The organism is Acetobacter zythi (genome assembly GCF_963921165.1).
In the GTDB taxonomy this organism is placed as follows: Bacteria; Pseudomonadota; Alphaproteobacteria; order Acetobacterales; family Acetobacteraceae; genus Acetobacter.
In genome coordinates this window covers 72,798-87,084 of sequence record NZ_CAWUEO010000046.1, presented here as the reverse complement: position 1 = coordinate 87,084, position 14,287 = coordinate 72,798, and the positions used below count along the sequence as shown (strand labels likewise).

Annotated in this window: 11 protein-coding genes; 2 read left to right on the top strand and 9 right to left on the bottom strand. The window is 59.2% G+C overall.

From position 1 onward, the window contains the following. Positions 1-73: 73 nt before the first annotated feature. Positions 74-1,111: a threonine aldolase family protein gene (locus AABE20_RS13140; protein ID WP_338333492.1), complete on the top strand. Its 1,038-nt coding sequence runs from the start codon at positions 74-76 to the stop codon at positions 1,109-1,111. Positions 1,112-1,155: 44 nt separating this feature from the next. On the opposite strand, the gene AABE20_RS13135 is transcribed toward AABE20_RS13140, so the two are convergent. From AABE20_RS13135 to betC, 4 genes are read right to left on the bottom strand one after another with little or no spacing between them, the layout of a single operon-like run. Continuing rightward, entirely contained in the window at positions 1,156-2,472 is a 1,317-nt protein-coding gene (locus tag AABE20_RS13135; protein WP_338333491.1) for an Hsp70 family protein, read from the bottom strand. 34 nt (positions 2,473-2,506) lie between these two features. Further along, positions 2,507-3,766: a hypothetical protein gene (locus tag AABE20_RS13130; protein ID WP_338333490.1), complete on the bottom strand. Its 1,260-nt coding sequence runs from the start codon at positions 3,764-3,766 to the stop codon at positions 2,507-2,509. Continuing rightward, positions 3,766-6,177, bottom strand: coding sequence for a TonB-dependent receptor (locus AABE20_RS13125; RefSeq protein ID WP_338333489.1), 2,412 nt, complete (start codon positions 6,175-6,177; stop codon positions 3,766-3,768). Before AABE20_RS13125 ends, AABE20_RS13130 begins: the two co-directional genes overlap by 1 nt. Before the next feature lie 7 nt (positions 6,178-6,184). Continuing rightward, positions 6,185-7,723 carry a choline-sulfatase gene (gene betC / locus AABE20_RS13120; protein WP_338333488.1) on the bottom strand — a complete coding sequence of 513 codons (1,539 nt, stop codon included), beginning with the start codon at positions 7,721-7,723 and terminating at the stop codon, positions 6,185-6,187. A gap of 119 nt (positions 7,724-7,842) precedes the next feature. Here betC and AABE20_RS13115 point away from each other — a divergent pair, with 119 nt between their 5' ends. Continuing rightward, the gene (locus tag AABE20_RS13115) at positions 7,843-8,772 is read left to right on the top strand and encodes a LysR substrate-binding domain-containing protein (RefSeq protein ID WP_338333487.1); all 930 of its coding nucleotides are present in this window, start codon (positions 7,843-7,845) and stop codon (positions 8,770-8,772) included. A gap of 101 nt (positions 8,773-8,873) precedes the next feature. Here AABE20_RS13115 and AABE20_RS13110 read toward each other — a convergent pair whose 3' ends face one another. The 5 genes from AABE20_RS13110 to epsC all read right to left on the bottom strand — a co-directional run bounded on the left by AABE20_RS13110 (position 8,874) and on the right by epsC (position 13,803). After that, positions 8,874-9,293 (bottom strand): DUF6691 family protein, encoded by a 420-nt coding sequence (locus AABE20_RS13110; RefSeq protein ID WP_338333486.1) that lies wholly within the window; start codon positions 9,291-9,293, stop codon positions 8,874-8,876. After that, entirely contained in the window at positions 9,290-9,709 is a 420-nt protein-coding gene (locus AABE20_RS13105; RefSeq protein WP_338333485.1) for a YeeE/YedE family protein, read from the bottom strand. Before AABE20_RS13105 ends, AABE20_RS13110 begins: the two co-directional genes overlap by 4 nt. Positions 9,710-9,712: 3 nt before the next feature. Beyond that, positions 9,713-11,362: a SufS family cysteine desulfurase gene (locus AABE20_RS13100; protein ID WP_338333484.1), complete on the bottom strand. Its 1,650-nt coding sequence runs from the start codon at positions 11,360-11,362 to the stop codon at positions 9,713-9,715. Then, complete coding sequence (locus AABE20_RS13095) at positions 11,349-12,722, bottom strand: family 2B encapsulin nanocompartment shell protein (RefSeq protein WP_338333483.1); 1,374 nt, start codon at positions 12,720-12,722, stop codon at positions 11,349-11,351. The genes AABE20_RS13100 and AABE20_RS13095 overlap by 14 nt, the downstream gene beginning before the upstream one ends. Before the next feature lie 247 nt (positions 12,723-12,969). Continuing rightward, a complete protein-coding gene (gene epsC, locus AABE20_RS13090; protein WP_338333482.1) occupies positions 12,970-13,803 on the bottom strand; it encodes a serine O-acetyltransferase EpsC in 834 nt (277 codons plus the stop codon). Positions 13,804-14,287: the final 484 nt, after the last annotated feature.

Below are 14,287 nucleotides of genomic sequence, written 5' to 3'. Positions count from 1 at the left end.
TTGCGTCTGGCCCCCTGTTTTCCACAGTGGTTCGGGCTGTACGCCTGACACAATGCGGTAAAGAGACTAAGCGATGAACACGCGTCAGCAATTCACGAGCGATAATTACGCCGGTATGTGCCCCGAGGCATGGCAGGCCATGATGGACGCCAACGAAGGCTCCCTTATTCCCTACGGCGAGGACGAATGGACCAGCCGTGCGGCGGACTCTTTTCGCACCCTGTTTGAAAAGGCGTGCGAGGTCTTTTTTGTTTTTAACGGCACGGCGGCAAATTCGCTGGCGCTGGCCGCACTGTGCCAGTCCTATAACAGCGTGATCTGCTCCTCCTTCGCCCATGTGGAAACGGATGAGTGCGGCGCACCGGAGTTTTTTTCCAACGGGTCCAAACTGCTGGTGGCCCGGACCGAAAGTGCCAAACTGACCGAGCAGGACGTTCGGCTGCTTTCCACCTGCCGGAGCGATATCCATTATCCCAAGCCACGGGTCGTCACCATTACACAACCGACCGAAACGGGGGAGCTGTATTCCCTGCCCGAAATCCGCGCACTTGCACAAACATGCCGCGAACTGGGGCTGTATTTACATATGGATGGTTCCCGCTTTGCCAATGCCTGCGCAGCCCTTGGCTGCTCGCCCGCGGATATGACGTGGCGTGCAGGGGTGGATGTGCTGTGTTTTGGCGGCACAAAAAACGGCATGGCAGTGAGCGAGGCAGTTCTGTTTTTTGACCGCGCATTGGCCGATGGTTTTGACTACCGGTGCAAACAGGCGGGGCAACTGGCGTCCAAAATGCGGTTTCTGTCCGCCCCGTGGGTGGGCATGCTCCAAAGTGGGGCATGGTTGCGCAATGCCCAGCACGCCAATGCCTGCGCGCGAAGACTGGCCGAGCAGGTGGCGGATATTCCTGCCATGTCGCTCATGTTTCCGGTGCAGGCCAATGGTGTTTTTATTCGCGCGGAGGAGGGCGCACTGGCGCGGTTAAGGGCCTGCGGGTGGCGTTTTTACACCTTTATTGGCGGAGGGGCGCGCTTTATGTTCGCGTGGGATGCGGATATGGCGCAGGTGGACCGGTTGGCAGCCGACATGCGGCGTTGTGCCGGAGTGCCGTAACCCGACCAAGGGGTGGGGTGTGGCCTGCCCTTGGTCCGTGGCCCTTACGCTGCCGCCAGCGCCAGCCCTTCGGCTACGGATACAAACTCCCCGCCCAGTTCCACCCGTTCCGCACCAAAGCGGGAGGTAAACAGCGCGCGCACTGCGGGCACAAAGGATGTGCCGCCGGTCAGGAACACGCGGTCTATCTGTGCGGGGTGTAGAGCGGCCTCGCGCAAGGCTGCGTCTATGCCTGCGCCAAGTCTGGCAATGTCGGGGGCAATCCAGCGGTCAAAATCGTCCCGGTGGATGGTTGTGCAAATCTCCAGTCCGGGCTGGGCAAAGCGCAGTTCCGCCGTGGTGTTGGTGGACAGGGCGCGCTTGGTGGCGGACACGGCGTTGTAGAGTTCCTGCCCGCGTTGTTCACGGATCAGTTCGATCAGGTTTTTCAGCTTCTGGGGGTCGGACGCAGTGCGTGTGACATCCTCAATTTCGTTAAGAATACGCGGTGTGCGCATGAGGGAGAGCCGGTGCCAGCGGGCTAGTGCGTGGTACCACTCAATCGGTACGGGCAAGGGTTCGCCCCCCATAATGCGGAATGTGCAGTCCCGCCCAAGGTAGGGGGCCACCACGTTGTCTATAATCCGAAAATCAAACTGGTCGCCCGCCAGCCCCACGCCTGCATGGCCCAGAGGCTGTGTTGCGTGGCGCCCGGTTGGGTCAAACCGCACGACCGAAAAATCGCTTGTGCCACCGCCAAAGTCACCAACCAGAACGGTTGCGGGCCGGTCCAGCCGTTGCATAAAGCGCCAGCCTGCGGCTTCTGGCTCCATCATAACCGCAACATCAGCAAAGCCTGCCTGGGCAAAAGCGGCCCTTAGCCGGGTTTCGCCCAGCGCATCATCCGCGTTGTCGCCCACAAAATGCACGGGCCGCCCTACGGTTACGTGGCAGTCCGCCGGGCGCAGCCCGCCAAGGGCCATCAGTTCGCGCAAAAATGTGGCAATCAGGCTTTCAAGCGACAGGCGCTGGCCAAACACCTGTGTCTCGCGGAAGCTGGCCTGCGCCAGATAGGACTTCATGGACATGATCAGGCGTGTTTCGGCCGGGTCATCCAGATGTGCCTCAATGGCGTGTGCACCAACCGCGCGGTGCTGCACCCGCCGCCCTCCTTCCATGTCCTGCCATAAAGCCAGAAGGGTCCGGCATGTTTCCGAAGGGTCTCCATCGGGTGTGGCAAAGCAGATGGTCTGGATTGTGCGGTCAGGGCGCGCAATGACAATCACACTGTTGGTTGTGCCAAAATCAATGCCGATGCGGGTGGGGGAGGGTAAGGAGGTCATAACGGATGGAAAATAGAACCCGCGCGCCGTGCTGTCCATGCCCTATATGCACAGGTGGGCAAGGCGGGCTGCCTTATGCCCCGCCCGGCCTACGTGCGTGGTGTTCGGGGTGGCTCCGGTTCTGCTCCGTGCTGGTGGTGCTTGGGGCGTAGCAGACCTGCGCTGGTGCCGCCCGTAGTGCGCGGCTGCCGGCGTGGGGGCGGGTGACGCGCAGGGTGGCGAATGCTGCGCACAGGCACAGGCCAAAGCTGAACAGGCCGGTCCACAGGTAAAGCCCGTTTGTCTGGGTGGCGCTGGCAAAAAGTGTTGTCGCCGCTTGGGAGAACATCCACGCTCCCCCTGAGCGGGCTGCCAGTTTGCCGGTCGGGTCCACAAGGCAGGCCAGCCCCACAAGGCTTGGATAAATAAAGAACCATACAGCATAGTTCAGCACAAAAGCGGCACAGAACAGCAGGGCGGTTGGTGGGCAGGCCTGTACCACGCAAACCCCGCCAACCAGCACAAGGGCGGGCACAAGGAGCGGGCTGCTATTGTGCTTACGGCTTTGCACAACCGTAACAAGGCAGACCACCAGCCCCGCAATATTGGCAATGGCCGACAAAACCCCAAAAGAGGTTGGAGCCAGCCCAACCGATGCCCCGATCCGTTGGGTAAAGGGCCACACAGCCAGACTGCCCCCGGTGTAAAAAAGAACGGCCAGCAAAGCCCATACAGGCGCCGGCCCCGGTGGCGCAGCACATGGGGCGTGCGTGTGGGGTGGAGTGTGCCGCACACCTGTATCGGGCAGAAAAAACATAAAAGGCAAGAGCAGAACAACAAGCCCGGCAAGTGCCAGAAAAATACCTTTCTGCCCCGCAACCGCACTGGCATGGGGCAGCAAAAGGCTTGCCAGACTAAACACAACAGTCTGCACGACCATAACAAACGAGAGCACAAAAACAGGTCTGCCCAGTCGGCTTGCGCCAATATTGACCACCGCATTCAGCCCGCCAAGGCACCCGCCAGACAGAACACGCAGTAAAAGCAGGGGCCAGACCTCCACCACAAAGGCGGAGCCTGCCTGCGCCACCACCAGCCCCACAGCCGCAAGCACGGCCACAAAGCGCAGCCGAAGCCGGGCGGACAGGGGGGCCACAGCGGTCATGGCCACGGCATAGGCCAGCATTTCCACACAGCTCCATAGCCCGGCAAGCATAATGCTGAACCGACCGCTCCGCACCAGTTCGCCCACGGCAAACGGTCCAAGCGAGTTCATGCTATGGGCGGCGCAGTCCACAGCGCTAATGGCCGCCAGCACCACAAGCCCGGCCCGGTTGCCATGCCCCCTTACCATTACAAGGACCGCATGACTTCAAAGCCAAAGGCGCGCAGATCGCCCGGATAACGGCTGATGTTGCGGTTGAAGAACTCGCCAAAAGCGTTGGTGTAGGTCATCTGGTTGGTAATGTTATGCAGCCAGAAGGCTACTTCCGTTTTTTCATCTACGGAATGCCATGCCACGCGCACATTGCCCGTAATAACCTGTTTTTGCGAAAAAGCGTTCCGAACCAGCGCCTGCATTTGAGGAGAGGACAAAAAAGCGGCAGGGGTTGTGGCGTGGGCGTCCGACCATGCCTGAAAGCGGTAGCGGCTTGTGTAACGCCAGTCTGTTTGGACCGTAAAATCCCCAAAGGAGACAGGAATTTTGTAACTGAGCAAAAAGTTGGCGGTCACACGCGGCGCACGTTCCAGCGGCTGGCCGGACAGGTCCACCGCATGCCCACCATTAAATGGCGTTGGCGCACTGGCGTTTTTGAAATTGGTGTAATGCGCGTCCTGATACGTTACCCCAAAGGAGCCAAACAGGTTTTGCAGGGGGCGGACCTGCCCCTCGAACTCAAACCCGTTGGATACGGCCTGTGCCGCATTGGTGGTGTGTGTGCCGGTATTTTGCAGGATGGTCACCTGCATATTGCTGTAGTCGTAATGAAAGCCCGAAAGGTTGAGCTGCGCCTTGCCACCCCACAGCCGTGCTTTTACCCCGCCTTCATAATCGGTCAGTTCTTCGGGGTTGTACAGGCTGAAGTCGGATGTGGTGGCAACATAGGTGTTGTAGTTACCTGTGCGAAAACCGCGTGCATAGCGCAGGTAGGCCATAATGCCGGGGGCTATGCGGTATTTCAGGCTTGCGTCTTCGCTGTCCTTGTTAAACGTTTTGCTGAGCGGCGGCCCTGCCATGGCCTGCCCCGTGTTGGGGTCTATAAAGGTATGGGTGTTGGTGTTGATGTAGGTGATCGCACGGTTGCTGGTGTTATAGGGGTTGGATGGGTCGGTGTTATAGGCCCATGCCTCGCCATTGGCGCTGCGTGTTTCCGATGTAAAGCGCCCGCCAATATCGAGCGTTAAGCGTGATGTCAGGTCAAAGGACAGGGCCGAGAATACGGCGGCGTCTTGTGTATTGATGTTAAAACTCGAAGCATTGCCCCCCGTGCCAAAGGCGCTGTTAATGGGGCTGTAAAGGGGTTGCTGGCTATAGGACTGCGTAAGGTTGCGCATGTAATACACGCCTCCCACATAACGGATTTTTTTGTTCTGGGGAGAAACAACCCTGACCTCGTTGCTCAGAACGCGGGCAACGCCGCCAATGTTTTCTTGGTAATCAACAGGGGCGGGGCTTGCATCATCATCAGAGAAAACGTTGAAGTGGTTCCATTCCAGCGCAAAAATATTGGCCAGACTCCACCCATTTTCAAAATCATATTTGGCATTGACCGACAGGCCAGACCGCCGGGTTGTGGCATCCGTGCGTCCGTTGTTCTGGATGTTGCGGGTGGAGGTCTGGGCGTAGCCCTGTGCGTCCGTGCCCCCCGGCAGCAGGCCCACATGGTCTATGGGCACCTTGGTTTTGTTGCGGCCAAGGTGCATTTTAACCAGAATGGAAAGATTATCGACCGGCTTGGCCAGTATCTGCCCGCGCATGTCGTAATACTGGTAGCCCCCTGTTGGGTTTTTGTGGGTTCCGTTATAGTACTGTCCATCGTAATCGCGGTTGACTATGGCAAAGCGGGCCATCAGTTTGTCTTTTATAATTGGCCCGCCCAGAGCGCCTTCCTCCCCCCACAGGCCGTAATTGCCTGCGGTGCCGCGTACGTAACCATCCAGTGTGTTGGTGGGTTTTTTGGTATAGTACGATACCATGCCCGCTGTGGTGTTTTTGCCCTGCAAGGTGCCTTGTGGCCCCCGAAAAACCTCCACATGGTCAAGGTCATAAATGGGCACACCCTGCGATGCCCCACTATCGAGGAACACATCATCCTCAGAAACACCGACAGCGGTTGTCATGTTGGCCGAAAAATCGTTGGTGCCAATCCCGCGCAGCCGGTAGCGCGGGTTGGCCGAGCCTGATGTGGTTTCCGCCATCAGGCCGGGCACGTCCCGCGCCAGAGTTAGCGCGTCCCGCACGCCGGTTGTTTGCAGGGTTTTGCCACTGAGCGCCACAATGGATGCAGGCGTTGCGTTGGCCTGCTGGGCGCGCTTGTTGGAGCGGACGGTTATTTCCTCCAGCTTGCCCGTGGTGGCGTGTGTGCTGGCCTGCGCCGCAGCGGGCTTTGGTGCTGCGGGCTTGGGGGCCGCTTTGGGGGCGGGGGCCTTGGCCTGCTGCTGTGCGGTGGGCAGGCTTTGCTGGGCGGCGCTGGCTGTGTAAACCGTGCCGGTGGAGAGCACCAGAGCAAAGGTAATCCGGTGTGTGATGGGTGTATGAGCCATGGTTGTTCTATCCGTTCCTCTGGTAGGGTAGCCGGGCTTCGGCCTCGAGCTGTTCCAGAGGTTTGTGATTTCTGATGTACTGGCGGTGTGCGTTTGCGGGGGGCTGGTAGTCCCACGGTGTACAGTGCCCCGTGGCTAGTGCCTGTTTGATCAGGGCGCGCCGTTGCTGGCTGGTCACCACGTTGCTGTACAGGGCTGCAAAGTCCCAGCGCTGTTCGGCTTCTTGCAAAAAAGCGGCTGCTATATGGGCGTGTTCGGGGTGGGGGGCCAGATTGCGGGTTTCATCCGGGTCAAGCTGTATGTCGTATAGCTGGGCCGGGTCGGCGGGGGTGTGAACAAATTTCCAGCGCCCACGGCGGATCATGATTGTGGGTGCAAAGGTGCCTTCGCCCAGATATTCGCCAAAAATTTCGTCCTGCTCCAGCGCTTCGCCCTGTAAGCAGGGGGTCAGGTCACGGCCATCGGTCTGGGTTATGGCGGGGGTGCGGGCTAGCGCGCACAGTGTCTCGCCCACATCGGCCAGACTGACAGCCTGTGTAACCCGCCGGGCCTGCGTTTGACCGGGCAGGGATATAATCAGTGGCACACGGCCCGCTCCCTCGCGGAACGACATTTTGTACCACTGGCCGTGTTCGCCCAGCATTTCACCATGATCACTGGTGAAAACAATGGCCGTGGTCTTGTCCAGCCCGGTTTCGGCCAGTGTGTCCAGCAGTTGTTTGAGCTGGTGGTCAATGTAGGAGATCGCGCCAAAATATGCCCGGCGGGCACGCAGAATGTCTGCATCTGTGGGAGGGGCTGCGTTTATGCCGCAGGCTTCGCGGATGCGGAGTTCGGCTGGGTGTGTGGGGTCGGGGGCCGCCACGCGGGGGAGGGGAATGGGGGTATTCTCGTACAGGTCCCACCATTTTTGGGTGATGTTGAACGGGTCGTGCGGGTGGGTAAAGGAAGCCACAAGGCAAAAGGGGTGTTGCCGGGTATCTGTACGGGCCAGATCGTACAGTTTGCGCCGGGTGGCAAAGGCCACTTCCTCGTCAAAATCAAGCTGGTTGGAGCGTAGGACCGGACCGGCGTTGAGCACGGAATCCATGGAATGGTACCAGTCCGGGCGGGTGTTGCGGTCGGTCCAGTCGGGCACCCATGTAAAGTCGGCGGGGTAGATGTCTGTTGTCAGGCGTTCTTCAAAACCGTGGAGTTGGTCTGCGCCAACAAAGTGCATTTTGCCTGCCAGAATGGTCTGGTAGCCGCCAAGGCGCAGGCGGTGGCCAAAGGTTGGAATGTCGGAGTGCCATTCGCAGCCATTGTCGTACACACCACTGCGCGAGGGCAGCAGCCCGGTCATGAATGTGCTGCGCGAAGGGCCGCACAGGGGGCTGGCCGTATAGGCGTTGGCAAAAACCGTGCCCTGTTTGGCCAGCTTGGTCAGTGTTGGCACCTTGAGCACGCTGGGGTCCTGCCCGCCAAGGAGTGCGGGCAGCACGCAGGCCGTCAACTGGTCGGCTACAACGACAAGAAAGTTCAGAGGCGCTGCGGACTGCTCGCTCATAACGTGAATTATCTCCACCCACAAAACAACACTATGATGATCGTTAGTTTTTATATAAGCACATAAAATATGTTATTTGTGATGTATGTTCATACTTATCCGTGGTATAAGCTGGCTTTATGACACCCAACCAGATTGAGTATTTGCTCCGCTCCCTGCGTATTCTGGAAACCATAGGCAGGCGCGGCAGCTTTAGCGCTGCGGCAACAGAGCTGGGCATGACCCAGCCTGCCATTAGCCAGCAGGTTGCACAGTTGGAGGGGGTTCTGGGCCTAACGCTGTTCCGTCGGCTGCACCGGGGTGTGGCCCCAAGTGATGCCGGGCAGATCCTGCACACGGCGGCAGCGGATGTGCTGGCCAGACTCCACGCGGCCATGCAGGCCATCGATTCCTGCAACGCCCCAAAAAGCCTGACCGTGCTGACCGATTACGGGTTTGCCGCCAACTGGCTGCTGCCCCGCCTGTCGGATTTTGAAAACCGCTACCCGGAGCTGGACCTGTGCCTGCTCACCACACAGGCCCGCCAGATGGGAGGTGTGTCCGATCAGGCGGATCTTTCCATTCTGTTTGGTAAAAAGCCCGATGCGGCAGGCGGGGAGAGCCTCCGTTTGTTTGCGGAGGAAGTCTACCCCATATGCAGCCCCCGCTATCTGGAACAGATGGGCGCATTTGCCACCACAGCCGACCTTGTACGCGCCCGCCTGCTGGATCTGGACAGTCCGGCCCAGCACTGGTTTACATGGCAGGACTGGTTTTTGCTGGCGGGGCAGGCGCCCCGGCCTGCGGGCAAAACCAAAAACTCCATGCTGTTTGGTAATTATCCCTTGCTGCTGCAAGCTATTTTGCAAGGTCAGGGAATTGGTCTGGGCTGGAGACCGTTAATAGATGACTACCTGCAAAGCGGACAAATTGTGCTGGCATGGCCAGAACCGATCCGCAGCGACCGGGGGTATTTTTTGTCCATCAACCCCGACAAAACAAACAGGGCGGCGGCATTCAGGCACTGGCTGCTGGAGCAGGCGCAAACAAGCCCGTTTGCCAGTGCGTAAAACGGGCAGGTAGGCTGTGCCGTACCGGAATGTGCCAGAACCATAGGGCCGGGGTATGCGGCCTGAACCCTGTTGGGCGTGGCACAACAGGGGGCGGCGTTTTAGGGGGTTCTGGTGCGCCCGGCCCCGCGCGCACCCAGCCAGCCAAGGGCTATACAGACCACAAAAACCGCTGCTTTTGCGCCGTCCAGCCCCAGTAGCACCAGTGCCGGACCGGGGCAGACGCCACTCAGCCCCCACCCCACGCCAAACAGCATGGACCCGGCGACCAACCCCCTGTCGGGCGGCCAGCGGCGTGGCCAGTGGAACGCCTGCCCGTTGGCATCCAGCCCTTTGCGCCGCAAAAGCCAGAAGCCGGGTAGCGTTATGGCAACAGCCCCTCCCATAACGCCAGCCAGAATGGGGTTCCATTGCCCGGTTATGTCCAAAAAGCCCAGAACATTGGCCGGGTTTGCCATGCCGGAGAGCCACAACCCACCGCCAAACAGCAGGCCGCATAAAAACGCAATAAGCACGCTCACAGCCCCCACCCTTCCAATCGGGTTACAAAAACGGTTGCCATGGCAACACCCATAAAAATGGCGACTGCGACCAAGGACCGGCCAGACCTGTTGCCCAGCCCGCAAACACCATGCCCACTGGTGCAGCCGTTAGCCAGCGCCGTGCCAGCGCCAATCAGCAGGCCGGAAACAACAAGCCGCAGCCAGCCAGTATGGGCAAACAGTGCAGGCACGGCTGCACCTGCCATGCGGGCCAGCAGGCCAGTTGCAATCAGGCCCGCCAGCACACCCCAGCGCCACCGTTGGGTGGGGTGGCGCAAGGCGTTGCCCAAAATGCCGCTAACCCCCAGAATGTGCCCCTGTAGCGCCATAAGCAGAACGGCGGCTGTGCCAATCAGCACGCCGCCGCCCAGTGCCGCCAGCCATGCTGTGCTCACGGCCTAGCGCACCAGTTGCCCAAGGGCGGCGACCAGCGCATCCACATCCTCAAAGCTGTTATACAGGCCAAAGGATGCCCGGACCGTGGCCTCCACCCCAAACCGGCGCAGGGCTGGCTGGGCGCAATGGTGGCCCGAACGTGCGGCAATGCCGTGCCGGTCAAGGTGTTTGGCAACATCGGTTACGCTGTGCCCATCCACAATAAAGGAGAGCACACTGGCCTTGGCCTGCGCTGTTCCAATAATGCGCACGCCGCGCAGGTGTGCAAACTGCTGTGTGGCGTAGTCCAGCAGCGCATGTTCGTGCGCGGCAATGGCAGGCAGGCCAATGCTTTGCAGGTAGTCTACCGCAGCCCCAAGCCCCACGGCTCCGGCTATGTCGGGGGTGCCTGCTTCAAACTTTTCTGGCAGGCCCTGGAACTCGGTATGGGCAAAGGTTACGTCGCGGATCATATGCCCACCTCCCTGCCACGGGGGCATGGCCTCCAGCAGGTGGCGCTTGCCGTACAGAATGCCAATGCCGGTCGGCCCGTAAATTTTGTGGCCTGAAAGGACCAGAAAATCCGCATCCAGTGTGGCGACATTGAGCGGCAGATGGGGGGAGGACTGCGCCGCATCCACCAGCACGGGTACCCCTGCTGCGTGCGAGAGGGCAATAATCTGCTCAACAGGGTTAATGGTGCCCAGCGCATTGGCCACATGCGTGACCGACACAATTTTGGTACGCCCCGTAAGCAGTGCCGCAAAGTTGTCCAGCAGCAGTTCCCCCCGATCATTAACAGGGGCAACCCGGAGCACGGCCCCGGTCTGCCGCGCCAACAACTGCCACGGCACAATATTGGCATGGTGCTCTATGGTGGTGATCAGAATTTCATCACCCGGTCCAATATTGGCCCGGCCATAGCTTTGGGCCACAAGGTTTATGGCCTCGGTTGTGCCGCGCACAAACACAATTTCCGCCGCCTCACGCGCGCCAATAAAGCGCTGGAGTTTGGTGCGTGCGCCTTCAAACGCATCGGTTGCGCGGGCGGCCAGCGTGTGGGCCGCACGGTGGATGTTGGAATTATCGTGCTCATAAAATGCGGAGGTGGCGTCAATAACCGCGCGGGGCTTCTGGGTTGTTGCGGCGTTGTCCAGCCAGATCAGTTTATGGCCGTTCACCTTCTGGTGCAGGATGGGAAAATCCGCCTGAATGCGGGCAACATCATACCCACCGGGTGTGCGGGGGATTGCGTGTGGCGCTCCAGATTTTGTGCATGCGGCTGCTGTGGCATGGTGCAAAAAATACGGCACGGCATCATGGGCCTGCTCCACAGTGGCCGGGTGTGTGGCGGGCGGCGTATGGGCTGGTGGGGTGTGGGGGAGGGCAAACGTGCCGCTAAAAAAGGGGGATGTTACAGGTTCCTCCCACGGGCTGGGGGGCGCTGCGTGTGGGGTTTGCGAAACCGGGTGTTTGGACCACACCGGTTCGTAAATGGAGGCATCCGCCCCCGATGCAAACGGACGGGTGCCCTGCGTGTTCTGTGTGGGCACGGCAAGGGTGTCTGGAGCGGCAGATGCCGCTCCATGCCCCAATACCTCGCGGAATGCCTGCTCAACCGCACGCTGCTGGGCCAGACCTTGCGGGTCTGCCAATGTGTCAGGTGTAGTCATAATAGCTCCCGATCTGCACGTTATCGAGCCGGGCAATGGCGTCTTCCACCAGCACGGCGGCGGAGAAGTACCGTGTGATCAGGTGTGATGCCACGGAATGCTGGTCCGTGCCGCTATACCGGACGGAAAGACCGGGTTCGACCTCCCCCGTCACCCCGGTATTGTGCAGGCCCACAACACCCTGTTCTTCCTCACCCACGCGCAGGAGCAGAATGCTGGTCCGGCCATCGGGGGTTACGGGAATTTTGTCTGATGGCACAAGGGGGATGCCGCGCCACGTAATAAAAGGCGAGCCAAACAGGGTAATGGTCGGTGGCGGCACACCCCGGCGCGTGGCCTCGCGCCCGAAGGCTGCAATGGCTTTGGGGTGAGCAAGGAAAAAGCCCGGTTTTTTCCATACTTTTGTCAGCAGTTCGTCCAGATCATCTGGCGTGGGCGGTCCGCCGCGTGTGGGCACACGCTGGGCAATGGCGGTTTCGTTCAGCAGCCCGAATTCGGGGTTGTTGAGCAGTTCCCATTCCTCCCGCTCGCGGATCACGTCAATGACCACGCGCACCTGTTCACGCAACTGGTCAAACTCGTTGCTGTACAGGTCGGTAATGCGTGTGTGTGTGCGCAGGACGGTTTGAATGGAGTGAATATAGTATTCGCGCGGGTGGTCCTGATAATCCACAAAAGTGGTGGGGAGTTTTGGCTCTCCATCCACGCTGGAAAGAACCTGAATGGCGGCTTCCCCATACTGGTTCACATCGGTCTGGCTGACCGGGTCCTGCGGGGTCAGGGCGGTTTTTAGCCATGCGGTGCTGGCGATCTGCTCGGGTGGGAGGGAGAGCAGGGTTGTGTGGCCAACGGCGCGCAGGCCACGACTGCTTTGGCCGGAGGGCACCACAAAATACTGCCCCGGTGCAGCAAACAGGTGCCGCACGGCGCGCGCGGCCCCGTTATCCGCATGTTGTTGCACGGCACCTGTGGCCACAAGGACCAGCGTGCCTTCAGGCAGGGCAAAATCCGCGCCGTCGGGCTGTGTGTGGCGCTGGAGTTTGCCTATCAGCTCATGGATCTGGGTATCGGTGGCCTGAGAAAATTCAGGCAGTGCGCGCAGGCTTTCCGGCACGGGCTGTGCCGCGGCCCCATCCCCCGTAAAGAGCACCCCGCCAAAGCGGGAGGAAACAAGGCGCCGCCGGTTAACGCGGAACACGCCACCGCCAACATTCACCCACGGCAGCAGCAGGTGCAGCCAGCGCGGGCTGCGTTCCAGATTTTGCACACGGGTAACATGCGCGGTTGAAAGCTGGCGGGCGGACAGGTTGCGGTCCAGTGCGGAGGCACCAGCCACATGAACAGACTGTGTTTCAGTCACGGGTAATAGTCTTTCATCTATTGGGAGTATTTGAAGATGTGGAGGGATCAGAAATGGTTTTCCGAGCCGTGTGGCTCAATCAACATCGATTTGTAAAAAACGTTGTAGGATACATGGTCATGCTCCTTTTTATAACGAATCAGCAGGTCTGATCCGGATTACCTGTTCAGCGTAGCACCCGATGGGGAGAGGTCAACATTAAACTGCAAAAAAAATGTTGAATATATTATATCACGAAAAAGATATGTTATATAAGATAATCAATGGAAGGGAACGACAGGTCCATTGTCAAAACAGGCCAATGGGCATGGCTGTTTACGTAACGCGCGGGGTTGCCAGCCACAGCGGTAAACGGGCTTACGGGTTTGACAACCACAGCCCCCGCGCCAACTTTTGCTCCTTCCCCAATTTCTATTGCACCAAGAATTTGTGTGCCCGGCCCCACCAATGCGCCCCGCCGTACTGTGGGGTGGCGTTTGCCTGCGTGCTTGCCCGTGCCACCCAGTGTTATGTCGGACATAAGAACCACATCGTCTTCCACCACGGCTGTTTCACCAATCACAATGCCGTAGCCGGGGGCCAGCACAAGCCTGTGGCCCAAGGATGCGGCAGGGTGAATATCAATTCCCATCACTTCGGAAACACGGCTTTGCAGATGTAACGCAGAGAGGCGTTGCCCGTTCCTCCACAAAATATGGGCCAGCCGGTAAGCCTGCACGGCCTGAAAACCCTTAAGGTGCATAAACGGGCTTAGGTAGTCCCTGCGGGTTGGGCTTTTGGTGGCGTAGGCCTGCAAGTCCTGTGCGGCGGCAACCATAATGGCGGGGTCTTGCTGCAAAATGCGGCAGAAAAGAGCATATAGTTCCGCAAAGGGGATGATGGAATCATCTAGTTTTTCGGCCACAAGCCGTGCCAGAAGGGTCCGGGCTGGTGCGGTGTGCAGGGCGGCATAGTGTGGCCAGAGCTGCTTGGCGGTGGGGTCTTGCAGTTCGGTTTGCAGCCTGCTCCACACTTTGTGGGCAAATAGGGCTGTGTGCTCATGGGCTGCGGCCTGTTGGGGGGCTTGCATTGTCTTAACCATAAGACCCACCTTTTTTCCAAAATTTCGGAAATAATCGGTGTGGAAACAAAAGTCTCAGACGCGCCTGTGTTCCCCCACGATCCGTGGTGAGGGCATAAACCCCCCCTTGCCAGCCGCATCAGGCAGGTGGGGTACAGTATGGCGCGTGCGCAGGGGGCAACCCCTGTTAGTCAGGGGTGTGTTCTGTTGCCCAACATCGGGCGGTCAGTTGGATGTGTTTGCACAACACCATAACAACACGGTTACACCTTGGCCTGTGGTCCCTGTGTTCAGGACAGTAGGGTTAATTTAGCGTAATTTTATGGGCAGTCAATATAAATACTCATAAAACTTCGTTGTTAAGTTTCCAGAAATACACTACCGTAAGTCGTTAATTATGCCAGGCCCAGCTTTGTGCGGTTTGCCGTGTTCCCCCGGCATGGGGTTGAAAAGGGGTGTGCTCTGGTTTAATTCCGTCCAGATGGAATTAAACTTGGCAAGGTAA

Coding starts and splice junctions, on each gene's coding strand:
- AABE20_RS13140 (WP_338333492.1), top strand. CDS start 74: ATGAACACGCGTCAGCAATTCACGAGCGATAATTACGCCGGTATGTGC.
- AABE20_RS13135 (WP_338333491.1), bottom strand. CDS start 2,472: ATGGACAGCACGGCGCGCGGGTTCTATTTTCCATCCGTTATGACCTCC.
- AABE20_RS13130 (WP_338333490.1), bottom strand. CDS start 3,766: ATGGTAAGGGGGCATGGCAACCGGGCCGGGCTTGTGGTGCTGGCGGCC.
- AABE20_RS13125 (WP_338333489.1), bottom strand. CDS start 6,177: ATGGCTCATACACCCATCACACACCGGATTACCTTTGCTCTGGTGCTC.
- betC (WP_338333488.1), bottom strand. CDS start 7,723: ATGAGCGAGCAGTCCGCAGCGCCTCTGAACTTTCTTGTCGTTGTAGCC.
- AABE20_RS13115 (WP_338333487.1), top strand. CDS start 7,843: ATGACACCCAACCAGATTGAGTATTTGCTCCGCTCCCTGCGTATTCTG.
- AABE20_RS13100 (WP_338333484.1), bottom strand. CDS start 11,362: ATGACTACACCTGACACATTGGCAGACCCGCAAGGTCTGGCCCAGCAG.
- epsC (WP_338333482.1), bottom strand. CDS start 13,803: ATGGTTAAGACAATGCAAGCCCCCCAACAGGCCGCAGCCCATGAGCAC.